Annotated in this window: 22 protein-coding genes; 5 read left to right on the forward strand and 17 right to left on the reverse strand. The window is 69.4% G+C overall.

All coding sequences use genetic code 11. The features are described 5' to 3' along the window. Positions 1-27: 27 nt before the first annotated feature. From ASD35_RS22340 to ASD35_RS22355, 4 genes are read left to right on the forward strand one after another with little or no spacing between them, the layout of a single operon-like run. Positions 28-1,299, forward strand: a complete 1,272-nt coding sequence (locus ASD35_RS22340) for a M48 family metallopeptidase (protein ID WP_056877116.1) — start codon at positions 28-30, stop codon at positions 1,297-1,299. After that, positions 1,296-1,631 carry a 4a-hydroxytetrahydrobiopterin dehydratase gene (locus tag ASD35_RS22345; protein ID WP_056877117.1) on the forward strand — a complete coding sequence of 112 codons (336 nt, stop codon included), beginning with the start codon at positions 1,296-1,298 and terminating at the stop codon, positions 1,629-1,631. Before ASD35_RS22340 ends, ASD35_RS22345 begins: the two co-directional genes overlap by 4 nt. After that, positions 1,586-2,530, forward strand: coding sequence for a ribosome small subunit-dependent GTPase A (rsgA, locus tag ASD35_RS22350; RefSeq protein WP_369819241.1), 945 nt, complete (start codon positions 1,586-1,588; stop codon positions 2,528-2,530). Before ASD35_RS22345 ends, rsgA begins: the two co-directional genes overlap by 46 nt. Then, positions 2,530-3,258 (forward strand): DUF3047 domain-containing protein, encoded by a 729-nt coding sequence (locus ASD35_RS22355; protein ID WP_082580355.1) that lies wholly within the window; start codon positions 2,530-2,532, stop codon positions 3,256-3,258. The genes rsgA and ASD35_RS22355 overlap by 1 nt, the downstream gene beginning before the upstream one ends. On the opposite strand, the gene ASD35_RS22360 is transcribed toward ASD35_RS22355, so the two are convergent. The 6 genes from ASD35_RS22360 to ASD35_RS22385 form a co-directional block, all read right to left on the reverse strand. Continuing rightward, positions 3,212-3,496 (reverse strand): hypothetical protein, encoded by a 285-nt coding sequence (locus tag ASD35_RS22360; protein WP_056877119.1) that lies wholly within the window; start codon positions 3,494-3,496, stop codon positions 3,212-3,214. The genes ASD35_RS22355 and ASD35_RS22360 overlap by 47 nt on opposite strands. Positions 3,497-3,515: 19 nt before the next feature. After that, on the reverse strand, positions 3,516-4,241 hold the full coding sequence (locus ASD35_RS22365) for an SDR family oxidoreductase (protein WP_056877120.1): 726 nt from the start codon (positions 4,239-4,241) through the stop codon (positions 3,516-3,518). Continuing rightward, positions 4,242-5,195 (reverse strand): CsgG/HfaB family protein, encoded by a 954-nt coding sequence (locus ASD35_RS22370; protein WP_056877121.1) that lies wholly within the window; start codon positions 5,193-5,195, stop codon positions 4,242-4,244. It abuts the gene before it with no gap. Positions 5,196-5,283: 88 nt separating this feature from the next. After that, positions 5,284-7,644 carry a penicillin acylase family protein gene (locus ASD35_RS22375; RefSeq protein ID WP_056877122.1) on the reverse strand — a complete coding sequence of 787 codons (2,361 nt, stop codon included), beginning with the start codon at positions 7,642-7,644 and terminating at the stop codon, positions 5,284-5,286. Beyond that, positions 7,644-8,432 (reverse strand): SDR family oxidoreductase, encoded by a 789-nt coding sequence (locus ASD35_RS22380; RefSeq protein ID WP_056877123.1) that lies wholly within the window; start codon positions 8,430-8,432, stop codon positions 7,644-7,646. The genes ASD35_RS22375 and ASD35_RS22380 overlap by 1 nt, the downstream gene beginning before the upstream one ends. Positions 8,433-8,486: 54 nt before the next feature. Beyond that, the gene (locus ASD35_RS22385) at positions 8,487-9,599 is read right to left on the reverse strand and encodes an ABC transporter substrate-binding protein (protein ID WP_235538427.1); all 1,113 of its coding nucleotides are present in this window, start codon (positions 9,597-9,599) and stop codon (positions 8,487-8,489) included. 189 nt (positions 9,600-9,788) lie between these two features. Between ASD35_RS22385 and ASD35_RS22390 the strand changes: the two genes are divergently transcribed. After that, positions 9,789-11,420, forward strand: coding sequence for a sensor histidine kinase (locus ASD35_RS22390; protein ID WP_056877125.1), 1,632 nt, complete (start codon positions 9,789-9,791; stop codon positions 11,418-11,420). Here the strand turns inward: ASD35_RS22390 and ASD35_RS22395 are convergent. From ASD35_RS22395 to ASD35_RS22445, 11 genes are all read right to left on the reverse strand, one after another. After that, complete coding sequence (locus ASD35_RS22395) at positions 11,414-11,620, reverse strand: hypothetical protein (RefSeq protein ID WP_056877126.1); 207 nt, start codon at positions 11,618-11,620, stop codon at positions 11,414-11,416. The genes ASD35_RS22390 and ASD35_RS22395 overlap by 7 nt on opposite strands. A 54-nt stretch (positions 11,621-11,674) precedes the next feature. Then, positions 11,675-13,171 (reverse strand): sucrose phosphorylase, encoded by a 1,497-nt coding sequence (gene gtfA / locus ASD35_RS22400; protein WP_056877127.1) that lies wholly within the window; start codon positions 13,169-13,171, stop codon positions 11,675-11,677. After that, on the reverse strand, positions 13,168-14,466 hold the full coding sequence (locus tag ASD35_RS22405; protein WP_056877128.1) for an MFS transporter: 1,299 nt from the start codon (positions 14,464-14,466) through the stop codon (positions 13,168-13,170). The genes gtfA and ASD35_RS22405 overlap by 4 nt, the downstream gene beginning before the upstream one ends. After that, entirely contained in the window at positions 14,463-15,347 is an 885-nt protein-coding gene (locus ASD35_RS22410; RefSeq protein ID WP_056877129.1) for a PfkB family carbohydrate kinase, read from the reverse strand. Before ASD35_RS22410 ends, ASD35_RS22405 begins: the two co-directional genes overlap by 4 nt. Continuing rightward, positions 15,347-17,653 (reverse strand): TonB-dependent siderophore receptor, encoded by a 2,307-nt coding sequence (locus ASD35_RS22415; RefSeq protein WP_056877130.1) that lies wholly within the window; start codon positions 17,651-17,653, stop codon positions 15,347-15,349. Before ASD35_RS22415 ends, ASD35_RS22410 begins: the two co-directional genes overlap by 1 nt. A 236-nt stretch (positions 17,654-17,889) precedes the next feature. Continuing rightward, positions 17,890-18,957: a LacI family DNA-binding transcriptional regulator gene (locus ASD35_RS22420; RefSeq protein ID WP_056877131.1), complete on the reverse strand. Its 1,068-nt coding sequence runs from the start codon at positions 18,955-18,957 to the stop codon at positions 17,890-17,892. 136 nt (positions 18,958-19,093) lie between these two features. Then, positions 19,094-20,773, reverse strand: a complete 1,680-nt coding sequence (locus tag ASD35_RS22425) for an MFS transporter (RefSeq protein ID WP_056877132.1) — start codon at positions 20,771-20,773, stop codon at positions 19,094-19,096. 206 nt (positions 20,774-20,979) lie between these two features. Continuing rightward, entirely contained in the window at positions 20,980-21,639 is a 660-nt protein-coding gene (locus tag ASD35_RS22430) for a 2-hydroxychromene-2-carboxylate isomerase (protein ID WP_056877133.1), read from the reverse strand. Next, the gene (locus ASD35_RS22435) at positions 21,636-21,851 is read right to left on the reverse strand and encodes a DUF1289 domain-containing protein (protein WP_056877134.1); all 216 of its coding nucleotides are present in this window, start codon (positions 21,849-21,851) and stop codon (positions 21,636-21,638) included. The genes ASD35_RS22430 and ASD35_RS22435 overlap by 4 nt, the downstream gene beginning before the upstream one ends. A gap of 5 nt (positions 21,852-21,856) precedes the next feature. Further along, positions 21,857-22,360, reverse strand: a complete 504-nt coding sequence (locus ASD35_RS22440) for a YbaK/EbsC family protein (protein ID WP_056877135.1) — start codon at positions 22,358-22,360, stop codon at positions 21,857-21,859. A gap of 33 nt (positions 22,361-22,393) precedes the next feature. Next, positions 22,394-22,798, reverse strand: coding sequence for a hypothetical protein (locus ASD35_RS22445; RefSeq protein ID WP_056877136.1), 405 nt, complete (start codon positions 22,796-22,798; stop codon positions 22,394-22,396). Positions 22,799-22,862: the final 64 nt, after the last annotated feature.

Here is a 22,862-nt window from a genome sequence, read left to right on the forward strand (position 1 = left end):
AATTGTCGCAGCCTAAACTTGGGGCCTATGTCCCCCACGCTGTTGTCCCTGGCTTTCGCCGTCGCGCTCGCGGCCTCGTTGCTCGTCAAGTTCTGGCTGTCGTCGCGCCAGGTCCGCCATGTCGCCGCACACCGCGGCCAGGTTCCCGCCGCCTTTGCCGGCAGCGTGACGCTCGCGGCGCACCAAAAAGCCGCCGACTACACCATCGCCCGCAGCCGCTTCGGCCTGCTGGCGCTGGCCTTCAACGCCGCCGTGCTGCTGGGCTGGACGCTGCTGGGCGGGCTGAACGTGCTCAACGGCTGGATGCTGGCATGGAGCGGCGCACTGCCCGAAGGCTGGCAGGCCATGGGCTACCAGCTCGGCCTCATTGCCGCCTTCGTGCTGGTCGGCTCGCTGCTCGATCTGCCCTGGGAGCTGTGGTCGACCTTCCGCATCGAGCAGGCGTTCGGCTTCAACCGCACGACGCTGGGGCTGTATTTCGCCGACATGGCCAAGGGCCTGGCGGTGGGCGTCGTCCTGGGGCTGCCCATCGTGGCCCTCATCCTGTGGCTGATGGGCGCCGCTGGCCCGCGCTGGTGGCTGTGGGCCTGGGGCGTATGGATGGCTTTCCAGCTGCTCGTCATGGTGCTGTATCCCACCGTCATCGCGCCGCTTTTCAACAAGTTCGAGCCTCTCACCGACGCCGCGCTGAAAGAGCGCGTGGAGCAGCTGATGGCGCGCTGCGGCTTTGCGGCCAAGGGCCTGTTCGTCATGGACGGCAGCCGCCGCTCGGCGCACGGCAATGCCTACTTCAGCGGCTTCGGCCCGGCCAAGCGCGTCGTCTTCTTCGACACGCTGCTGACCAAGCTCAACGGCGGCGAGGTCGAGGCCGTGCTGGCCCACGAGCTGGGGCACTTCAAGCACAAGCACATCACCAAGCGCATCGTGCTGACCTTCGCGCTGAGCCTGGCCGGCTTCGCGCTGCTGGGCTGGCTGGCGCAACAACCGGCCTTCTACCTGGGGCTGGGTGTGCAGCCCAACCTCGGTGCACCGAATGACGCGCTGGCGCTGATCCTGTTCCTGCTCGCCGGCCCGGTGTTCGGCTTCTTCGTGACGCCGCTGGCCAGCCACTTCTCGCGCCGCGACGAGTTCCAGGCCGATGCCTATGCCCGCGCGCAGGCCAGCGCCGCCGCGCTGTCGTCGGCGCTGCTGAAGCTGCACGAGGACAACGCCGGCACGCTGACGCCCGACCCGGTCTACGCGCGCTTCTACTACTCGCACCCACCGGCCGCTGAGAGGCTTGCCGCGCTCGCCACATGAACGACCTTCTGCTTGCCCAATGCGACCCCAAGGCCCCGCTGCTGGACGCCGACACACGCAAGCGCGTGCTCGCTGCCCTGCCTGGCTGGCAGCCGGACCCGGAGAACAAGCTGATCGCGCGCCGCTTCGGCTTTGCGAACTTCTACCAGACCATGGCCTTCGTCGACGCGGTCGCCGAGATCGCGCACGCCCAGGACCACCACCCCGAGATGCTGGTCGGCTATGACGCCTGCACCGTCAGCTATTCCACGCATTCGCGCGGCGGGCTGACGCTCAACGATGCCATCTGTGCCGCACAAGTGAGCGCCCTGCCCGAAGCGTCGGGCGAATGAGCAAATTCCAGGCGCTGGACCTCGGTTTGGTCGTGCGCGGCCATGGCCGCCACTACATCGTCGAGGACGCCGACGGGCACCGCTTCGTCTGCCACCCGCGCGGCAAGAAGAGCGAGGCCGTGGTGGGCGACCAGGTGCGCTTCGCCGAGTCCGGTGATGAAGGCGTCATCGAAGCCGTCGAGCCGCGCCGCAACCTGCTGTTCCGGCAGGACGAATGGAAGACCAAGAGCTTTGCGGCCAACCTGGACCAGATGCTGGTGCTGGTGGCCGTCGAGCCGGTGTTCAGCGAGTCGCAACTGGCCCGGGCGCTGATTGCGGCGGAGGCCGCCGGCATCCGCATGGCCATCGCGTTGAACAAGACCGACCTGCCCGGCACCGATTCAGCACGCGAGCGCCTGGCGCCCTACCGCACGATGGGCCTGCAGATGTTCGAGGTCGCGTTGAAAGCCGACCGCGAGGGCTCGCGCGCGACGCTGGACCCCTGGCTGGCCGGTCAGCGCACCTTCGTGCTGGGCCCAAGCGGCACGGGCAAGAGCACGCTGATCAACCTGCTGGTCAAGAACGCCCAGGCCCAGGTCGGCGAGATTTCACAGGCGCTCAACTCCGGCCGCCACACGACCACGACGACGCAGTGGTACTGGACGGACGACACGCGCACCACCGCGCTGATCGACTCGCCCGGCTTCCAGGAGTTCGGCCTGCGCCAGATCGCCGCCGCCGAGCTGTGGCGCTTCATGCCCGACCTGCGCCAGCACGCCGACTGCCGCTTCGCCAACTGTTCACATATTCACGAACCGGGCTGCGGCGTGCGCGCCGCGGTCGATTCAGGCTTGATCAGCGCCAGCCGATACCGCATATACGGGGAGATCCTCGAAGAACTGCAACGCAAGACCTGGTGATGCACCGCCAACTGCTGAATCTCTGCGCCCTCGCGCTGCTGGCCGGCTGCGCCACCACCGCCCCGCCCCCACACGCTGCCGACGGCTGGCAGCCCATGGCGCTGCCCGGCAAGACGCCGACCCGCTACAGCTGGACCGAGAAGGACGGCCGCCCGGCGCTGGAGGCCGCGTCGGAGCGCTCGGCCAGCATCTGGCGCAAGCGCGTGGAGCCGGCCCTGGCCGATGTCGGTGAAGTGAGCTTCTCGTGGTGGGCGCAGGGGCTGATCCCCAACGCCAGCGTCGCCGACATCGACCGCGAGGACGCGGTGGCCCGCGTCATCTTCGGTTTCGGCGGCGACATCGACAAACTGTCGCTGCGCACGCGCATGAAGTTCGAGCTGGCCCAGGCGCTGACCGGCGAGGTGCCGCCCTATGCGACGCTGATGTACGTCTGGGACAGCAAGCTGCCGGTGGGCACCGTCGTCGTCAACCCGCGCAGCGATCGCATCCGCAAGATCGTCGTTGACTCGGGCCCCGGCGAACTGCACCGCTGGCGCGACCACCGCCGCGACCTGGCCGCCGACTTCCGCCTCGCCTTCGGCGAGGCGCCAGGCCCGCTGGTCTCGATGGCCGTCATGACCGACAGCGACAACAGCCGCGCATCGGCGCGCACCTGGTACGGCGTCGTCGAACTGAAGAAGCCTAGCGCTGGGTCGGGGGCTGCAGCGGCAGCCGCGCCGGGTCCGTAACTTCCGCAACCTCGCGCACCTCGATGTCGACCACATCGTCGGCGCCGTGCGCCGCAGGACGGTGCCGCGCCCACGGGTTCTGGTTCATGCGGAACTGCAGATCGGGCTTGCGGCCAGTCAACAGGCTGCCGATCAGGATGACGGCAAAGGCCACCACGGCCAACAGGAAGAACACGAGGCCGATGACGGCCCCCGAGATCAGGATCAGCAGGCGGACGAGCGTACGGAACAGGCGCATGCCCGCATTCTGAACCGGCTCAGCCGCGGCCGACGAAAGGCATGTTCGTCGCCATCACCGTCATTGTCTGCACATTGGCCGACAGCGGCAGGCCGGCCATGTAGACGACGGCGCGGGCGACGTCCTCGACGTCCATGCGCGGCTCGACGGCCATCTGGCCGTTGGCCTGCGGCACGCCGCGGGTCATCTTCTCGGTCATTTCGGTCGCGGCGTTGCCGATGTCGATCTGGCCAGCCGCAATGTCGAAGGCGCGGCCGTCGAGGCTGAGCGCCTTGGTCAGGCCGGTGATCGCGTGTTTGGTGGAGGTGTACGGCGCCGAGAACGGCCGCGGTGCGTGGGCGGAGATGGAGCCGTTGTTGATGATGCGGCCGCCGCGCGGCGACTGCGATTTCATCAGTGCGAACGCGGCGCGGGCGCAGAGGAAGCTGCCGGTCAGGTTGGTGTCGACCACCGCCCGCCACTGCGCCACCGTCAGCTCGTCGATGGGCACCGGCGGCGCACCGATGCCGGCGTTGTTGAACAGCAGGTCCAGCCGGCCGAAACGCTCGCGCAATCGCGCGAAGGCGACGTCGACCTGGGCTTCGTCGGTGACGTCGGCGGGCAGCGCGAGGGCGTCCGGCAGGGTCTCGCGCAAGGCCGGCTCGCGGCGGCCCATCAGCGCGAGCGCCCAGCCGTCGGCCGCCAATGCGCGGGCGACGGCACGGCCGATGCCGGAACCGGCGCCCGTGATCAGGGCGACCTTCATTCAGTTGCCCAGCGAGGTGACGAGCGTGCGTTGCACCCAGCCGCTGAAGTTGGCGGCGTCCACCTTGACGAACCCGTCCTGCGTCTCGCCGGTGGCCACCAGCTCGTCGTTGCGGTTCAAGGTGGCGACGACCTTGCTGTCGCGCGACGGCGCGGCATAGGCCTTCACGTTGGAGATCTTGGGCGCCAGCATCTGGCCCGCCACCACCGGCGCGCCGGCCTGGGTGGATGCGGCCGCGTTGGCCTGGCCGGAGGCGCTGCTGGTGCGCACCAGGCTGCCCTGGTCGCGGATGGTCAGCACGATCTTGTTGTAGTTGTCGAGCAGGCTGGCGGCGATCAGCTTGCCTTCGGGCGTGCTGGTGTAGCCGTTCATGTTGCCGAGCACGCCGCCGCCGTAGCCCCAGCCGCTGACGGAGAAGTCGGTCTTGGTGGCCTTGCCCTCGGCCGCGGCGACCTGGATGCTGGAGCGCACGTCGGACACCAGCAGGCTGGTGGCGGCCTCCTTGAACTTCAGCCCGCCGGCGATGGAGCTGAGCGCGCCGAGCTTGCCGCCCAGCAGGCCGTGCAGGCTGCCACCGATGCCGCCGGTGTTGCCGCCGCTGACCTGCACGTTGGGCGTCATGACGAAGTCCGCCGCCTGCATCTGGCCCTTGCCGACGTTGGAATCCTGGCGCATCTCGCCGCCAGCGGCCAGCGAGCGCTCCTGCTGCAGGTTCTGCAAGGCCTGACCGCGCTCCACGACATCGAAGCAGCCGGACTGCTGCACCATCATGCGCAGCAGCGCGCCGGGCGAACCCAGGCCGTATTGCGACAGGTGACCCCAGCCGTACTGGGGCTCGACGACGGCCATGGCACCGAGCTTCTTGGCGCATTTTTCCACGTTCGAGCCGGCGTCCTGCGCCTGGGCGGCCGTCGTGAGGCCGGCCAGCGCCAGCGCGTACAAGGTCTTCTTCATGTCGTTCCTCGGATCAAGCGGACCGGCGATTTTGCCCAGCGCTCGGTGGTCGCCGCATCCCCAGACCACACAAGCAGGGTCGCCTGTATCAGGGTCGCAGCACCAGGCGGTGCCGGGTCTCGGCAGGCAGGAAGGGCAGCGCCTCGCCGGCCAGCCAGGCGGCGTGGTCGCTGCGGTAGAAGGGCGACATCGGGTGGCCGCTCTGGCCGCCAGGGATGACGAGGATGCCGCGCTCCTCGTGGCCGGGGGCGACGACCATGCGCTGGCTCTGGCCGTGGCCGTGGTTGTGCACGCGCGGCATGTGGCTGTCGCCGGCCATGCCTTGCGAGGCCTGGTCCAGCCAGCCGGCCAGCAGAGGCACGGCGGCGCTCAAGGGGTGGCGCATGCTGGTGCCGTTGTCGGCGCCCCAGGTCGCGGCGGCGAGGCTGCCGTGCTTGTCGAGCAGTTCCTTGCGGCTGTCCAGCACGGCGCGCTGCAGCAGTTCGGGCCAGCTCTTGTGGGTCGCGGGCAGGGTGTCCGTGCGAGCCGCCTGGATGAGCGCCCAGCCGGGCGTCTCGGGCGCCATCTTCAGGTCGCGCAGCTTCAGGCCCTGGGCCTCGAGCAGGCCGGCGAGCGGCGCGAAGATTTGCTTGAGCACCTGTTCGCGGAAGGTGCGCACCAGCAGATAGCCCACCGCATCGGGCCGGGCGGCCCCGGCACTCCTGTCGACCTCGGCCCTGTAGTCCGCCAGGCCGTTCGCGGCGACGAACTCGGGCGTCAGCACCTTTTCCAGCAGCAGTTGGCGCCAGCGTCGCAGCATGAGCGCGCGGTGGTCGAGCTGGATGGCATGCAGGCCGGCTTCGTCGAAGCGCTCATGCGCACGCAGGCCGTCGCGGATCTGCATGCCGCGGGCGCCCAGGTCCCAGCCGCCGTTGCCCACGACCTTCATCGCCTCGCCGCCGACCATGCGCGCGTTGGCCGTCCAGAGCCGCCCATCGGCGGGGTCGACCAGCCGGGGCTGCTCGGCCGGCGCCAGATAGCCCTGCCAGCGTGGTCGCCCGTCGCTCCAGTCCTGCGGGCGGTCGATGTCCTCGCCGCCGACGCGCCTGGGGATGGCGCCGCAGACGGTCCAGGCGATGCGGCCCGTACTGTCGCCCACGACCAGGTTCTGCGCCGGCATGCCGGCACCGGCAGCGGTCTCCACGGCCGCGTCGATGCGCGTGGCCGTCTCCATGTGCATCAGGCGCAGGTTCATGCCTTCGGGGTCGTGCGCCACCCAGCGCAGCACATGGGCATGCCCCGCTGGCGCCTTCTGCGCCATGACCGGGCCCCATTCGCTTTCGAGCACCTCGTGGTCGACGGCCGCCTCGCCCGCCACCTCGATGCGCTCGACGCTGCGCTTCAGCGGCCTCTCGGCGCCGCCCGCCAGGTAGTGGGTGCCGGCCGCGTTGAGCTTCAACGTGACGACATCGGCCCAGTCCGACGTGGTGTTGGTGAAGCCCCATGCCACATGGCCGTTGCTGCCAACGACCAGCAGTGGCGCGCCGGGCAGCGTCACGCCGGCGATGTCGTGCGGGCCGGCGGCGTCCTTCCACTTCAGGCGCGCCTTGAACCAGGTGCCCGGCGAGCGCAGGCCGAGGTGCATGTCATCGGCCACGATGGCACGGCCCTCGCTGCCATGCGCAGCCGCCACGGCGAAGTTGTTGCTGCCGATGTCGCGGGCGTCCTGGAGGCTGCAGTCGCTGCAGGCCGTCTGGGTCGCGCGCAAGGCCCCTGGCAGCGGGCTGGGCGGCACGGGCACGGTGCTCATGCGGCTGTCATCCAGCGCGGCCTGCCAGTCGGCGCTGTGCTGGGTGAGGAAGGCGTACCAGTCGGCCGGCACGCTCTCGTGCAGCAGGCCCATGGCGATGTCATCACGCCCCTGCGCGCCCTGCAGGTCCAGGTACATGCCGTAGGCGACCAGGACCGTGTCGGCCGCGACCCAGGGCTTGGGCTGCTGGCGCAGCAACAGGTACTCGGGCGGGCGGCTGGACAGTGCCGCCAGGCCGGCGTTGACGCCGCTCACATAGGCGTCCAGCAGCGCGCGCTGGTCGGCCGGCAGCATGCCGACGCCGGCCTCGGCGCGATGGCGGAAGCGATGCACGCGGCGCTGCTTGTCCAGCGGCAAGGCCTTGGCGCCGACCAGCGCCGACAGCTCGCCCGCTGCGTTGCGGCGCATCAGGTCCATCTGGAAGAAGCGCTCCTGCGCATGCACGAAGCCCAGCGCCTGCGCGGCGTCGAGGCGGTTCTCGGCCGCGACGGTCAGGTAGCCGCGCGCGTCGCGCTGCAAGTCGGCCGGGGCGCTCAGCGACGCCACGGCACGCTCCCCGTCCAGCTGCGCCAAGCTGCCGCGCAACGCCAGCCAGAGCGCCAGCGCGATCAGCAGCACCAGCAGCAACAGACCCGCAGCGATGCGCTTCAGCCAGGCCATCAGAACGTCCCCGGGTAGCTGCCGCCGTCGAGCAGGATGCTCTGGCCGGTCAGGTAGCCGGCCTGGGCGCTGCACAGCATCGCGCAGAGTGCGCCGAACTCCGCCGCCGTGCCGAAGCGTTGCGCGGGGATGGCCGCGCGGCGCTTGGCGGCGATCTCTTCCACGCTGGCGCCGGACTTGGCCGCACCCGCGACCATCGTCTTCTTCAGGCGGTCGGTGTCGAAGGCGCCGGGCAGCAGGTTGTTGATGGTCACGTTGGCGCCAGCCAGCCGCGGCTGCCGGGCCAGGCCGGCGACGAAGCCGGTCAACCCGGAGCGCGCGCCGTTGGACAGGCCCAGCACATCGATAGGCGCCTTCACCGCACCGGAGGTGATGTTGACGATGCGGCCAAAGCGGCGCGCGGCCATCGCATCGACCGTGGCCTTGATCAGCGCGATGGGCGCGAGCATGTTGGCGTCCAATGCCGCGATCCACTGCTCGCGCTCCCAGTCACGGAAGTCGCCGGGCGGGGGGCCGCCGGCGTTGTTGACGAGGATGTCGACCTGCGGGCAGGCGGCCAGCGCGGCAGCACGGCCCTCGGGTGTGGCGATGTCGCCGGCCACGCTGCGCACCTCGACCGCCGGGTTCAGCGCCCGCAGCGCATCGGCCGTGGCAAGCAGGTCGGCCTCGCCGCGCGCCGTGATGACCACGTTGACGCCCTCGCCCACCAGCGCGTCGGCGCAGCCGCGCCCCAGACCCTTGCTCGCCGCGCAGACCAGCGCCCAGCGGCCCTTCAATCCCAGATCCATAACGACTCCTCGACTTGACTGCGCCAGTGCGCAGCACGCCGCATCATCGCGCGATCAGCGCCTGAACTTGCCGTCCTCACCGACGATGGACACGTCGGTGTACTCCAGGCCCGAGTGGTCCTTCTCGGCGTAGTGCACCTGCAGGCCGCCGAGGTCGATGCGCGCGCCGTCCAGCGCCTTGGCGAAGCTGTCGCGCGTGATGTCCTTGCCGGCGCGCTTGAGCGCCTCGACGACCAGCTTGGCCGCGGCGAAGCCTTCGATGTGGGCCGGCGTCAGCTCGTTGCGACCGGCGGCCTTGGCCAGGCTCAGCGCCTCGCGCACCATCAGGTTGGCAGTCGAGCGCTCGTAGGGAAACAGCTGCGTGACGATGACGCCGCGGGCATGCTCGCCCAGCGCCTTCACGAAATCGGCCGAGGCGTTGTTGGACAGCGTCGCGACATGGGCCGTGGAGCCCGCCGCGCGCAGCGCGTGGACGCCTTCGACGACGGCGTAGCCCGGGCCGATCAGCACGACGGCCTCGATGCCCGCCTTGCTGATGGCCTGCATGGTGGGCGCCAGGTCGGGCTTGTTGCGGTCGAAGCGCAGATGCGACAGCGCACGCAGCTTGACGTCGTCCAGGCCCTTGATGGCGCCCTTGCCGGCGTCGTTGCCGAACGGGTCGTTGACCTGCACGATGGTGATGCGCCTGACGCCGATGCCGGCCAGGTGCTTGACCGCACGCTCGGCCTCGCGCTGGTAGGTGGCACGCAGGTGGTAGACCCAGGGTTGCACCGGCTCGTGCAGGTCGATGGCGCCGGTGGCCGGCGCGATGAGCGGCAGCTTGTTGTCCTTCAGCACCGGCAGCATGGCCTCGGTGGGGCCGGTGCCGCGGCTGAGCATCAGTGCCAGCACGCCCTGGCTGGCGAGGGACTTGGCCTGCGCCACGGCCGTTGCGTTGTCGTACTTGTCGTCCTGCGTGACGAGCTCGATGTGCTGGCCCTTGATGCCACCCTGGGCATTCACCGAGTCGAAGTACAGCCGCGCGCCGTCGGCGCTCTCCTGCACGACGCTGGCGACGGGGCCCGAGAAGCCGGCCACCATGCCGATGCGCAATGCGCCCTGCGCGAGCGCGCCGTCCATACCGATGCATGCGGCGAACCATGCCGCCAGGCCAAGCCAACGCTTCACTGTTTTTCTCCAGGCCATGCGCGCGGGGGGCGCTTGTCAGGCCGCGGATTGTGGGGCCAGGCTCCCCGCCGGCAGCAGCCCCGCCGACCCAGGAAAAACCCGGGCGTCACCCCGTCCGAACGCGCATTTAGACCGCTTTGCCGGACCTACACTGCTGCCGCCCGCCGCGCTGCGCCGCGCGCAACGCCCATGCCGGAAAGCCCCGCCCCACCCCCTCCCGTCGCCCGCACCGCGACGCTGCCACGCCTGTTCGGCTGGCAGCGCAATTCGCTGACCTTCGCCATCGTGCTGGCACTGCTGCTGGGCCTGCTGCTGCCGACGACCGCGGTGCTGCTCTACGACGGCCAGCGGACGCGCGAGACGGCGATGGAAGACCTTCGACGCGACCTGACCCGCACGAGCGAGATCATGTCGCTGTCGCTGGCGGAGCCGGTCTGGCAGGTGTCGCCCGACCTGGCCGACCCGATGGTGCGCGCCCAGGTCGACGACCCGCGCTTCGTCGCGGTCAAGGTGGTCGAGCCGGCGTCGTCGGCGCCCTTCCTGTCCTACGAACGCGAACAGGAAGCCGGCGAGGCCGCGCTGACGCTGAGCCAGACGCGCGCCATCCAGCGCGACGGCCGTGAGATCGCCAAGCTGACGGTCAGCATGAGCGCAGCCCCGCTGCTGCAGGCCCGGCGGGACGAGGTGTGGCGCACCGTGTGGCGCAGCGGCCTCACGCTGACGCTGTCGCTGGTGCTGATGGTCTGGGTGCTGCAGCGCTACGTGCTGCGCCCGATGACCGAGCTGACCAGCGCGGCCGAGGCGCTGGCGGCCGGACGGCTGGAGCAGCCGCTGCGTGTCGGCGGCGCCGACGAGATCGCACGCGTGGGCGTCGCGATGGAGCGCATGCGCCAGGCGCTGCTGTCGGCGTTCGAGGCGCTGCGCCAGCACAACCTCAACCTCGAAGAGACCGTGGCCCAGCGCACCGCCGAGCTGACGGCCAGCAATGCCGAACTGTCCGAGGCGCTGCAGACGCTGCAGACGGCGCAACGCGAGCTGGTGGAGTCGGAAAAGCTGGCGTCGCTGGGCCGGCTGGTGGCCGGCGTGGCGCACGAGCTGAACACCCCGCTGGGCAATGCACTGACCGTGGTGTCGGCGCTGGAGGACCGCTACAAGCAGCTGGAGGCCATGCTGGCCGGCAGCGTGCCGATGCGCCGCAGCACGCTGGAGGAACTGGCCCGCGACACGCGCCGCGGCCAGGACATCCTGCAGCGCAACGTGCAGAAGGCCGCCGACCTGGTGCGCGACTTCAAGCAGGTGGCCATCGACCAGACCGCCGACCTGCGACGCGACTTCGACCTCGGCAAGGTCGTGGAGGACGTGCTGGTGATGGTGGAGCCCAGCTTCAAGCACACGCCCTTCGTCATCGAGACGGACCTGTGCCACGGCCTGGCGATGAACAGCTACCCCGGCGCGCTGGGCCAGGTGCTGACCAACCTGCTGATGAACGCGCTGCTACACGGCTTCGAGGGCGCCGAGCGGGGCCGCGTGACGGTGCGCTGCGCGCCGTTGAACGAGACCGAGGCCGAACTGAGCGTCAGCGACGACGGCCGCGGCATGGAGGAGTCGGTGCGGCGCCGCATCTTCGACCCCTTCTTCACGACCAAGCTCGGCACCGGCGGCTCGGGCCTGGGCATGCACATCGTGCACAGCATCGTGACGAACGTGCTGGGCGGGCAGATCGAGGTGCGTTCGACGCCGGGCCAGGGCACCCAGATGCTGATGCGCCTGCCACGGGTGGCACCGCAACGCGTCGGCGGCGACGCGGCGACGACTTACTGAGACGCGCCGGAGGCCGGGGCGGAAGCGGCTTCTGCAATCGCAGAGGCAGCGGCCGTGACGGCGGCGGACGCGGCCGGCTCATGGGCGCCGGCAGCCACGTCGTGCTTCTCGCCACTCAGGTCGATGTTGCCGCCGCTCTTGGTCAGCACGTACAGCGCCAGCGCGGCAAAGGCGATAAAGCCGACGATCAACTTCCACATGCTCTGTCTCCACAGGTTTGAACTGCGGCGCATTCTGGGGGGCAAGGCTGACGCTCAACTGAAGGCGAAGATCTCCCGGCTGCCGCCCTCGCCGCTGTAGCTCAAGGCATGGGCAAGGTCGCGGAAGTTGATGTGCAGGGCCGCCCATTCGCTGGCCTGCTGCCAGCGCAAATGCAGCTCGTCCGTGCCGCTGGGCTCGACATGGAAGTCGCCGCCGAAGGCCGGGTGGCGGTTGCGCAGCCGGATCAGCTCGATGAGACGGCGCACGACCGGGCGCTCGCAGTCGCGGGCGATCTCGTCCTCGCCGTAGAAGTGGCGGTTGATGTCGCGGCCGACCTGCGTCTGCGCCAGCAAGTCCATGTCGTTGCCGCCCGCCAGCAGGCCGACGTAGTAGACCTGCGGCACGCCGGGCAGGAAGAACTGGATGGCGCGCGCCAGCAGGTAGGCCGTCTCGTCGCGGCCCATGGCGTCGAAGAACGTGCAGTTGACCTGGTAGAGGTCGAGGTTGCTGGCCGCGGCGCCGGTGGCCTTGCGGCTCTCGCCGCCGCTGGCCACGTGGATGCGTTCGACGAGCGCGTCCAGCTCCTCGGGCGGCACGAGGCCGGGGTGGGCCGCGCGGTCGCTGGCGTCGGCGCCGATGTCGATGATGCCGATGCCGTCATGCGTGTCGAGCACGGTCAGCGCGTTCGTCGGGCGCACGGCGATCCAGCGCTTGAGCGCCGCGGCGGTGTGGAAGTTGAAGGCGTGCAGCACCAGCGGTGGCAGCGCGAAGTCGTAGACCCAGTCGACCTGGCGCGCGATCTCGATCTGGCGCTGGTAATAGGCGTGGATCTCGACCAGCACCTCGATGCCCAGCGCCCTCGCCTCCTGGGCGAACTCGGCGATGAAGTCGAAGGTCTCGGGCATCATGAAGCAGCTGGCGCCGGCCTTCTTGATGGCGTAGCCGACGGCGTCCAGCCGCACCATGCGGATGCCGTGGGCGGCGAAGGTGCGCAGGATGCCGGCAAGATAGGCGCGGCCCTGCGGGTGGCGCACGGCGATGTCGATCTGCGCGGCGGTGAAGGTGGTCCACAGGATGCGCCGCTCGCCGGACTTCAGCGTGGCGCAGGTCAGCGGCAGGCCGGGGCGCGGGCGGTAGACGGTCAGCAGGTCCCGCTCGGTGGCGCCGTTCGGGAACACGGCGTCCAGCGTCAGGAACAAGCCGGCATAGGCCGACGCCTCGCCCCTCTCGGCGTAGTCGAGGAACTGCGGCGATTCGCTGGACATGTGGTTGACGATGACGTCGGCCATCACGTCCAGGCCATCGGTCAGCGCCTTGATGTCGCGCCAGTCGCCCAGGCGCGGGTCGACTTGCGTGTGATCGATGGGGTCGAAGCCGGCATCGGCGCCGTCGATGGCGTGGAAGAAGGGCAGCAGGTGCACGCCGCCGAACACGCCGCCCAGCGGAGAGGCGGGGTCGCAGAGCAGGGCCTTGAGCCGCGCGAGGTCAGCGCCGTCGCGCCGGCCACCGAGGCGGTCGACATAGGTGATGAGTTGGACTTGGTTCTTCATGATTGAGCGGGTCGTACCCGCAGCACACAGACGGCAGCGACGGCGAGCAGCACGCCGGCCAGGCGGATGACGTTCTCGGGCCGGCCGCCCAGCAGGCTGTCGTAGAACAGCGGCAGCGTGACCGCCTGAATCAGCATCGGGATGACGATGAACATGTTGAAGATGCCCATGTAGACGCCGGCGCGCTCGGGCGGAATGCTGCCGGCCAGCAGCACATAGGGGTTGCCCATGATGGAACCCCAGGCCAGGCCGATGCCGACCATGGGCAGGAACAGCCAGGCCTTGTCGGTGATGCCGGGCAACGCCCACATGCCGGCCGCCGCGCAGGCGAGCGCAAAGGCATGGACCCACTTGGCGCCGAGCCGCTTCGTGAACGGCACCATCGCGAAGGCGGCGACGAAGGCCACGGCGTTGTAGAAGCCGCCGACCTGGCCGTTCAGCAGCGCCGCGTCGCGGAAGCCGCTGCTCTTCGGGTCGTCGGTGCCGAACATGGTCGCCGCCAGCGTGGGCACGATGTAGATCCAGTAGCACATCATTCCGTACCACTGGCACAGCGCCATCCACCACAGCCGCCGCATCGTGGGCGGCATCTCTCGCAGCGCCGCCCAGATCTCGACGAGAGCCGGAACGAACCCATGCGGCAGCGCACGCAGACGCGCGACTTCCTCGGCCGGCAGCGGCAGCTCGGGCACCTTGCGGATGGACCACCACACCGTCGTGAACGACAGCAGCGCACCGATGACGAAGGCCAGCGTCGTGACGACCGGGATGCCGTTGGCGCCCAGCGCGTCCTTGTTCATGCCGAAGAAGACGAGCAGGCTGGGCGTCAGGTAGGCCAGCGTCTGCGCCAGGCCCGTGAACGAGGCCTGCGTGAGGAAGCCGCTGGCGTGCTGCTCCGGCCGCAGCCGGTCGCTGACGTAGGCGCGGTAAGGCTCCATCGTCACGTTGTTGGCGGCGTCCAGGATCCACAGCAGGCCGGCGGCGAACCACAGCGCCGGGCTGAACGGCATGGCCAGCAGGCCCAGCGAACACAACAGTGCGCCGATAAGGAAGTACGGCGTGCGCCGGCCCCAGCGGTGCGTCGTGCGGTCGCTCATCGCGCCGATGAGGGGTTGCACCAGCAGGCCGGTGATGGGCCCAGCCAGCCACAGGTAGGGCAGGTCCTTGCCGTCGGCGCCCAGCATCTGGTAGATCGGGCTCATGTTGGCCTGCTGCAGGCCGAAGCTGAACTGGATGCCGAGGAAGCCGACATTCATGTTCACGACCTGCGTGAAGGACAGGTGGGGCTTGTTCATGCTCGGTCCTCCGCGGGCAGCGCGTGCAGCGCCTCGCGCCACGGCGCCAGCGTTGCGGGGTCCGCAGGCAGTGGCCCGCGCACGCCGCAGATCATCGCGGCATAGCGGTTGGCCAGCCGCAGCGTCGCACCCGGGTCACGGCCCAGCGCCATGCCGCCCAGCAGCATGGCCGTGAAGGCATCACCGGCGCCGACGCTGTCGACGAAGCCCGGCTGTGCAACGCCCGGCGCCTCGGCCAGCAGCCGTCCGTGTTCGCCGTGCAGCGCGCATCCCGCCGCGCCGCGCGTCAGCACCACGCCCTGCAGCGCAAAACGCGCCATCAGCGCCGGCAGCGTCGGCTCGAACCAGGCCAGCAGGCTGCCCAGCTCGTCCTCGTTGAGCTTGACCCAATCGGCCAGCATCAGCGATTCGGCGGCCAGCTCGGGCGTGTCGGTGCCGGGGCGCAGGTTGAGATCGAGGAACCGCGGCCCCGGCGCCCGCTTGACGGTGGCACGGATGGCCGCGCGCGACGCCGCATGGCGCTGCGCGAGGCTGCCGAAGTAGACGATGCCTGTGTCATGGCCGGCCGACGCCTCGATGTGGTCCCAGGCCGCGTCGGCATGGATCTCGAAGCGGTGGCTGCCGGCCTCTTCACGCACGCTGACGCGGCCGGTCGCATGGGCCGCGTCGCGCTGGATGCCGTCGACCGCCAGCCCGAAGCGAGCCGCACTGTCCAGCAGCAGGCGGCCGGCCGCGTCTTTCGCGCCGATGCGGCTGACGAAACGCACCGGCACGGCCAGCACCGCGAGCGAACGCGCGACGTTGAAGGGCGCGCCGCCGGCGACGTGGCCGTCGTGGAACTCATCCACGAGGGCTTCGCCCAGGACCAGGATGGGTGCCATCAGAAGCTGTAGCGCAGCGAAGCTTTGACGGTGCGGCCGGTGTAGGCGCGCGCAGCGCCGCGGCCGTCGTTGCTCTCGGTGTAGGCCAGCTCGTTGAAGAGGTTATTGGCGGCCAGCGAGAGCGTCGCGCGGTCGGTGATCGCATAGCTCGCGAACGCGTTGACGACGGTGTAGGCGGGCAGCGTGATCGTCAGCGGGCCGGTCGGGCCGTCGTCCTGGCTCTTGGTGGTGCCGACGATGCCGACGCCCACCGTCAGCGCATCGCCGATGTTGGCCGTGGGCGTGAGCTGGTAGACCAGCTTGGCCTGGCGCTTGGGCGCGCGGCCGTCGGCCTGCTTGGCATCGGTATAGGTCAGGCCGCCGAGCACGTTGAAGACGCCGATACGCGCCGAGCCTTCCAGCTCCAGGCCCTTGCTGCGGTAGCTGTTGGCCTTGGCCACGATGGGCTGGGTCGTGACGTCGACGTTGACCTCGTCGGTCTTGGCATGGAAGAGCGTCGCGAACAGGCTCATGCCGTTGCCGCGGATCTTCACGCCCATCTCCGCCTGCTTGACCTTGTTGGTCGGGATGGTCGGGCTCTTGCCGTTGACGAGGTCGGGGTTGTTGAAGAAGGTGATGCGGTCGGCGTTGTAGGCGGCGCCGTCGGAGTAGCGGGCGAACAGCGACAAGTCCTTGCTGAGCGCGTAGTTGCCGCCGAGCGAGTAGGACGTGCGGCCGAAGTCGTAATCGATGACGTTGGGCTTGGTGAGGTCGTAGGCGAGCCCTGCGTTGGACTGGTAGTAGGCGCCGCTGGCCTTCTGGTTGTCGCGGCGCACGCCGATGTCCGCCGACAGCGCGCCGGACTCGAGGTTCAGCACCAGATACGGCGCGTTGGTCGTGTACTTGCTGTCCTGCGTGTTGCTGCAGCAGCCGCCGAAGCCGGGCGAGCCATTGACGACGCCGGGCACGTTCAGCACGCGCGCACCGTCTTGCTGGGCCGACAGCGAGTACTGGTTGAAGTTCCACGTCAGGTCCAGCTTCTGCACCGAGGTGTAGAGGCCCGCGACGGCGCTGAGCTTGGCGCCGGTGCCGAGCGTGAAGTCACGCGAGAACTTCAGGTCATTGGCCATCAGGCCGGCGTTGTCGACCTTGGTGTTGAAGACCACGGCAGTGAACTTGTTGCCGGTGTAGGCGGTGCCGGCATCGGGACCGGTCGCGATCGTCGTGCCGGCCGGCGCGGCGGCCACGTCATCGCCCGGGAAGATGCCGATGAAGCGGCCGGAGTTCTTGCTCCACGAGAACTTGTTCTGCAGCCGGAAGCCGCCGCCGGCGTCCAGGTCCACCTCCGCGCCGAAGGCATCGCTCTTGGCCGCCAGGCCGTCGCGGACGTTGCTGGTGGCGCGGCCGTTGGTGTGGGTCAGCGTGTTGTCCAGCGGCCAGGCGGCGTTGTAGAAGGCCGTGCGGCGCGGGTCCAGGCCGGGAATCTCCTGGATGCCGCCGTTCACATAGCGCACCGGCGTGGGCATGAAGGTCGGGCTGTGGTCGTCCAGATGCTTGAAGCTGAAGCGCACATAGCTCTTGCCCGCCAGTTCGAACGTGACGTTGCCGCGGATCTGGCCCCCGTTCTCGGTGCCGTCCGCGCCCTTGCGGCCACCGTCGCCGACACGGTAGAAGCCGCCGATGAAGAAGCGCGTCTTGGGCGCCAGGCGGCCGCCATAGCCGATGTCGACGCGGGTCTGGTCGAAGTCCAGCCCCTTGGTCAGCTGGAGGGAGCCGCCCTCCTCCACGCCGGTCTTGCTGATGAAATTGATGATGCCGCCGGGCGCACCGGTGGCCAGCAGCGCGGCCGAGCCGCCGCGCACCACCTCCAGGCGCTCGAAGCCGGCGTCGGCGCGCATCCAGGTGTCGGGCGTGGCGAAGGCGATGTCGCCGAACTGCAGCACCGGCAGGCCGTCTTCCTGGAACTGGATGTAGCGCGCGCCACCGGCCGAGACGGGGATGCCGCGCACGGCGACGTTGGCGTTGGACTCACCGCCGCTGGCCTCAGCGCGGATGCCCGGCACGCCGCGCAGCAGGTCGGTGGAGCTGGCCGCGGTGACGGCCGCCACGCCTTCGCTCTCGATGGTCGAGATGGCGACGCTGGAGCGCATCTTGGACTTGGCCGAGGAGCTGCCGGTGACGACGACGGCATCGAGCTTGAGGCCGTCGCCCGCCTCGGCGGCTTGCTGAGCCTGCGCGCCCACACCCATCAACGCGAGGGCGATGGCGGCTGCCAGCGGATGGGACGAAGGACGGCGCAGGGCGCGCGCGGCGAGGGAGCTGGACATGGTGTCTCCTGGTTGTTGGTCTCGGAAGCCTTCTGGGAGGCTGGGCGGACACGGCGAGGTGTCCGCCGTTCCATGCCGTCATTCTGCGCTGCCGCCGTCGCGATTGCAATCGATTGCAATTCAGTAGAAACGCGTAGACGAGCATAAGGAAACAGGTTCAATTGAGAACTTGTGGAAACGATCGGCAGTGACGCCCTCGCGCCGCAGCGGAGACCCGTCGGCGGGAAAGCCGCCCTTCAGGATGCGGTCGCGGGGGCGCTGTCGCGCAGCGTGAGATGGACCGGCATCGTGCGCGGCCCGGCGCGCTCGCCGCGCAGTTGGCCCAGCAGCGCCTCGACCAGCTCGGCGCCCGCTTCCGCGACGGGCTGGTGCACCGTCGTCAGCGGCGGCTCGCAGTAGGCGGCCAGCGGCATGTCGTCGTAGCCGATGACGGCCACGTCGCCCGGCACGCTGCGCCCGATGCCGCGCAGCGCCTGGATGGTCAGCAGGGCCAGCACGTCGCTGCAGCAGACGACGCCGTCGAAGCCCCGCTGCGCGGCGCAGAACTCACGCACGATGCCGGTCGCGACGCCGGGCTCGAAAGGCGCGGCCAGCTCCAGCGCCGGGTCCACCGGCATGCCGGCCTCGCGCAGCGCCTGGGCATAGCCCTGGCGGCGCAGCCAGACCTCGGGCAGGTGGGCATCGCCGACGAAGGCAATGCGCCGCCGCCCCATCTGCAGCAGATGGCGCGTGGCGAGCGTGCCGCCGAGCACGTTGTCGCCGCCCACGCTGCAGTAGAGCTGCTGCGGCATCTCGCCGCCCCACACCACCAGCGGCAGCTTGCGCGCGGCCATTTCGTTGAGCTGGTCGTGGTGGCGCCACTGGCCGATCAGCACGACGCCGATGGCCTTGCCCGAGTCGAACCAGTGCGAGGCCAGGTCCAGGTGCTCGGCATCGACGCGCGAGAGCAGCATGTCGTAGCCGCGGTCGGTCAGCGCGTCGGCGATGGAGCCGACGATGGACAGGAAGAACGGGTCGGAGATGTGCTGGCGCGACTTGGCATCGAACGGCACGACGACGGCGACCGTCTTGTTCTCCTGCAGGCGCAGGTTGCGCGCGCCGAAGTTGATCGAGTAGTTCAGGGAGCGGGCCAGCTCGGCCACGCGCTGGCGGGTCTCGGCATTGACGAGTTCGCTGCCGTTCAGCGCCCGCGACACGGTGGAGACGGACACGCCGGCCAGGCGCGCGATGTCGACCATCTGCAGCCGCCGCTGTTCGCTGGCGCTGCCGTCGGCGGACCCGGGGGAAGCTTTGGACTTGGGCATCCACGGCATCGTCGCAGGGGCGGTTGCAATCGACAAGCAGAGGCTTCCCGGGCAAGAAAAAAGGCCGGCTTGCGCCGGCCTTGATTCAACGACCTGGCCACGCGGCGTGCTTACCGCGCGACCCGGGTTGAAAGCTTCAGTCCTTGGCGTAGATGTCCACGTCCTTGGTCTCGCGCACGAACAGCACGCCGATGACGAAGGTCATCATGGCGATGACGATCGGGTACCACAGGCCGTGATAGATGTTGCCGTTCTGGGCCACCATCGCGAACGTGATGGAGGGCAGCATGCCGCCGAACCAGCCGTTGCCGATGTGGTACGGCAGGCTCATCGAGGTGTAGCGGATGCGGGTCGGGAACAGCTCGACCAGCATGGCTGCGATCGGGCCGTAGACCATGGTCACGTACAGCACCAGCACGAACAGGATGGCAATGACCATCGGCACGTTGGCCTTGGCCATGTCGGCCTTGGCCGGGTAGCCGGCGGCCTTCATCGCCTCGCCCAGTTCCTTCTTGAAGGCCGCGATGGCCTTCGTGGACGCTTCGTCGAACTTGTGCTCGGTCAGCTTGCTGGCGGTCGGGACGGCGATTTCCTTGTCGCCGACGCGCACGATGGTCGGCGAACCGGCCGGTGCCTCGACCGTTTCAGAGCTCGCCGACGACTGGGCCAACGCACGCTTGGCGATGTCGCAGGCGCTGGTGAAGTCGACCTCACGCGCCGTCGGGCTGCCCTGGAAGGAGCAGTTGGCCATGTTGGTGCTCAGCGTGACCTTGGAGGTTTCCTGCGCGCGGGCCAGGTCCGGGTTGGCCGCGCCGGTCAGCGCCTTGAACAGCGGGAAGTACGTGACGGCAGCCAGGAGCAGGCCGGCCATGATGATGGGCTTGCGACCGATCTTGTCGGACAGCGTGCCGAAGATGACGAAGAACGGCGTGCCCAGCAGCAGTGCGATCGCGATCCAGATGTTGGCGCTGGCGGCTTCGACCTTGAGGACCGAGGTCAGGAAGAACAGCGCGTAGAACTGGCCCGTGTACCAGACCACGCCCTGACCGGCAACCAGGCCGAAGAGGGCCAGCAGCACGATCTTCAGGTTCTTCCACTGGCCGAAGGACTCGGACAGCGGCGCCTTGGAGGTCTTGCCCTCGGCCTTCATCTTCTGGAAGGCGGGCGATTCGTTCATGCTCAAACGAATCCACACCGAGATGCCCAGCAGCAGGATGGAGACGATGAACGGAATGCGCCAGCCCCACTCGCCGAATTCCTTCTCGCCCAGCGAGGTGCGCACGCCGAGGATGACCATCAGCGACAGGAACAGGCCCAGCGTCGCGGTCGTCTGGATCCACGAGGTGTAGGCGCCGCGCTTGCCGTGCGGCGCGTGCTCGGCCACGTAGGTGGCCGCGCCGCCGTACTCACCGCCCAGGGCCAGGCCCTGCAGCAGGCGCAGGCCGATCAGGATGACCGGGGCTGCAGCGCCGATGGTGGCGTAGGTGGGCAGGATGCCGACGATGAAGGTCGACAAGCCCATGATCAGGATGGTGACCAGGAAGGTGTACTTGCGGCCGATCATGTCGCCCAGGCGGCCGAACACCAGCGCGCCGAAGGGGCGCACGATGAAGCCTGCGGCGAAGGCCATCAGCGACGCGATGAACGCGGCGCCCGGTTCCAGGCCGGCGAAGAACTGCTTGGCGATGATGGCCGCCAGCGAGCCGTAGAGATAGAAGTCGTACCACTCGAACACCGTGCCCAGCGAGGAGGCGAAGATGACCTTCTTCTCCTCTTTGGTCATCGGCGTCGCGGCCGTGGAAGTCGCAGTTGCCATGAAAAGTCTCCGTTAGTCGGACCACCCCACGTCGGAGCTGTCCTTGGGCCGGACTATTCACAGCCCCTCTGACCGTGTTCTGACGCGAGTCTGAATCGAGGCTGACAAACTCCGTACGAACCCGCAGTTCGCATTTCTCAATGCGGGAACTGAAGCCCTTGCCGGGTAAATCCCGAGTCTGTTTGTGAGGGTGGGATTGACGCGGATCAGTGCTTGCGCGAGACACCGGGCCGGGGGCGCCCGGCCTCTTCCCAGACGCCGCTGCGGAACCACGGGTCACCCTCCAGCGACGCACGCAGCATCGGCAGCGCGTCCTGGCCCCAGAACAGGCGGCCATCGAGCTCGATGGTCGGCACGCCGAAGACACCCAGCGCCAGCGCCGCCTCGGTTTCGCTGCGCAGCCGCTGCTTGACGGCCTCGCTGGCCGGGTCCTGCGCAGGGGCCAGACGCTCGGTCAGCGCAGCCAGGCGCGCCGCATCGTTCGCGTCTGCCCCGGCGCCGCGCCAGACGTGATGGAACAGTTGCTCGGCGACCCAGCGTCCCGGCGTGTCGCCCGGCTGCCCCTGCGGCGCCGCGCAGGCCCAGGCCAGGCGCAGCAGCGGCAGCGGGTTGAAGGGATGCTGGGCCGGCGGGTCGAGCACGATGCCTTGCGTGTGCGCCAGCCAGGCCACCTGGCGGAAGGTCCAGCGCCGCTTGCTTTCGATCTCGGCCGGGCCCTTCTGCCCCAGCGCCTGCAGCAGCGCCGCGAACAGGATGGGGCGGTAGACCACCTCCACGCTGTGCCCGGCGAGCGCCTCGGGCAGCGCCTCGAAGGCCAGGGCCGCATAGGGCGAGATGGGGTCGAAATAAAAGGTCAGCTGCTTCATGGGTCAAGGGTCGTGACGAATGCGGGGCCGAGCCAGAGGCCGCGGCGCTGCAGTTCGATGCGGCGCGGCGGCAACTGGTCGAGGATGTGGCGCTGCACCGCTTCGGGCGCGCCGCCCCAGCCGGCGATCTCGCCCAGCGTGCGCGCGCAGCCACGGCACCAGCCGCTGGCGTTGTCCATCTGGCAGACGTTAGTGCACGGAGACGCCACCATCGCCGTCAGCCCTGCACGACGTCGATCACCGGCGCGCCCGTGAGCGTCTCCAGTTCGCCAGGGGTCAGCTTGAACACGCCGTTGGGGTGCCCGGCGGCGGCCCAGATGATGTCGAAGCGGAACAGCTCGCGGTCGATGAAGAGCTGCGGCGGCGGCGCACCGTCGGCCGGCGCGAAGCCGGCGGGCGACACGCCGCCGATGGAGAAGCCCGTGCGCGCCTTGACGAAGTCGGCATCGGCGCGGCCCAGGGCGCCGGTATGGGGCTTGAGCTTGGCCTCGTCGACGCGCCTGTCGCCCGAGGTGATGACGAGCACGGCCGCGTCATCAGCCTTGCGCCGGAAGACGACGGACTTGGCGATCTGGCCCAGCGTCACGCCGAGCGCGTCGGCGGCCTCCTGGGCGGTGCGGGCCGCCACGTCCAGCCACAGCGGGCGGTGGGGGTGGGCGCGCGCCGCGAGCGCGGCGCTGACGCGCTGGAAACCTTCGGGTCGGGTGTCGAGTTCAGCCATGGCCGCGATTGTGTCGCGGCCTCAAGCCCCACGTCAGTCGTGGCCCTTGCCTTTGCCGTGCCCCTTGCCCTTGTCCTTATCCTTGCCATGTCCCTTGTCGTGGCCATGGCCATCGCCGCCCTGCCCGCTGTAGCGCTCCTGGTACCAGTCCTCGCGCACGAAGTAGACCGGCACGCCGCAGGCGTTGTACTTCGCGCAATGCTTGGCCCAGTTCTTCTGGTGGCCGGGCGGGATGCGCATGTAGACGGGCTCGACATGCACGGGCCGACGCTGCACCCAGACCGGCTGCGCCACCACGACGGGCGGCGGCGCGACGTTGCCGATGTCGATGCGGCCATAGAAACCGGGCTGGCCGACCTGGACGGACACGCCCACGTCGGTGGCCTGAGCGGCGCCGGCGAGCAGCAGCGCCGTCGCGGCAAGGATGATCTTCTTCATGTGGTCTCCTTCATGGGATTCAGGCACGGTGCCCGCGGGACCCTGCCGATCATAGGAGTACGCC

This window comes from Pelomonas sp. Root1444 (genome assembly GCF_001426885.1).
Taxonomy (GTDB): domain Bacteria; phylum Pseudomonadota; class Gammaproteobacteria; order Burkholderiales; family Burkholderiaceae_C; genus Pelomonas.

Excerpts from the sequence above, each read along its gene's own strand:
- ASD35_RS22430 (WP_056877133.1), bottom strand. The coding sequence starts at position 21,639 with ATGAAGCAGCTGACCTTTTATTTCGACCCCATCTCGCCCTATGCGGCC.
- ASD35_RS22355 (WP_082580355.1), top strand. The coding sequence starts at position 2,530 with ATGCACCGCCAACTGCTGAATCTCTGCGCCCTCGCGCTGCTGGCCGGC.
- ASD35_RS22360 (WP_056877119.1), bottom strand. The coding sequence starts at position 3,496 with ATGCGCCTGTTCCGTACGCTCGTCCGCCTGCTGATCCTGATCTCGGGG.
- ASD35_RS22425 (WP_056877132.1), bottom strand. The coding sequence starts at position 20,773 with ATGGCAACTGCGACTTCCACGGCCGCGACGCCGATGACCAAAGAGGAG.
- gtfA (WP_056877127.1), bottom strand. The coding sequence starts at position 13,171 with ATGAAGAACCAAGTCCAACTCATCACCTATGTCGACCGCCTCGGTGGC.
- ASD35_RS22415 (WP_056877130.1), bottom strand. The coding sequence starts at position 17,653 with ATGTCCAGCTCCCTCGCCGCGCGCGCCCTGCGCCGTCCTTCGTCCCAT.
- ASD35_RS22340 (WP_056877116.1), top strand. The coding sequence starts at position 28 with ATGTCCCCCACGCTGTTGTCCCTGGCTTTCGCCGTCGCGCTCGCGGCC.
- ASD35_RS22390 (WP_056877125.1), top strand. The coding sequence starts at position 9,789 with ATGCCGGAAAGCCCCGCCCCACCCCCTCCCGTCGCCCGCACCGCGACG.
- ASD35_RS22435 (WP_056877134.1), bottom strand. The coding sequence starts at position 21,851 with ATGGTGGCGTCTCCGTGCACTAACGTCTGCCAGATGGACAACGCCAGC.
- ASD35_RS22365 (WP_056877120.1), bottom strand. The coding sequence starts at position 4,241 with ATGAAGGTCGCCCTGATCACGGGCGCCGGTTCCGGCATCGGCCGTGCC.
- ASD35_RS22375 (WP_056877122.1), bottom strand. The coding sequence starts at position 7,644 with ATGGCCTGGCTGAAGCGCATCGCTGCGGGTCTGTTGCTGCTGGTGCTG.
- ASD35_RS22440 (WP_056877135.1), bottom strand. The coding sequence starts at position 22,360 with ATGGCTGAACTCGACACCCGACCCGAAGGTTTCCAGCGCGTCAGCGCC.
- ASD35_RS22410 (WP_056877129.1), bottom strand. The coding sequence starts at position 15,347 with ATGGCACCCATCCTGGTCCTGGGCGAAGCCCTCGTGGATGAGTTCCAC.
- ASD35_RS22420 (WP_056877131.1), bottom strand. The coding sequence starts at position 18,957 with ATGCCCAAGTCCAAAGCTTCCCCCGGGTCCGCCGACGGCAGCGCCAGC.
- ASD35_RS22395 (WP_056877126.1), bottom strand. The coding sequence starts at position 11,620 with ATGTGGAAGTTGATCGTCGGCTTTATCGCCTTTGCCGCGCTGGCGCTG.
- ASD35_RS22405 (WP_056877128.1), bottom strand. The coding sequence starts at position 14,466 with ATGAACAAGCCCCACCTGTCCTTCACGCAGGTCGTGAACATGAATGTC.
- ASD35_RS22345 (WP_056877117.1), top strand. The coding sequence starts at position 1,296 with ATGAACGACCTTCTGCTTGCCCAATGCGACCCCAAGGCCCCGCTGCTG.
- ASD35_RS22445 (WP_056877136.1), bottom strand. The coding sequence starts at position 22,798 with ATGAAGAAGATCATCCTTGCCGCGACGGCGCTGCTGCTCGCCGGCGCC.
- ASD35_RS22370 (WP_056877121.1), bottom strand. The coding sequence starts at position 5,195 with ATGAAGAAGACCTTGTACGCGCTGGCGCTGGCCGGCCTCACGACGGCC.
- ASD35_RS22380 (WP_056877123.1), bottom strand. The coding sequence starts at position 8,432 with ATGGATCTGGGATTGAAGGGCCGCTGGGCGCTGGTCTGCGCGGCGAGC.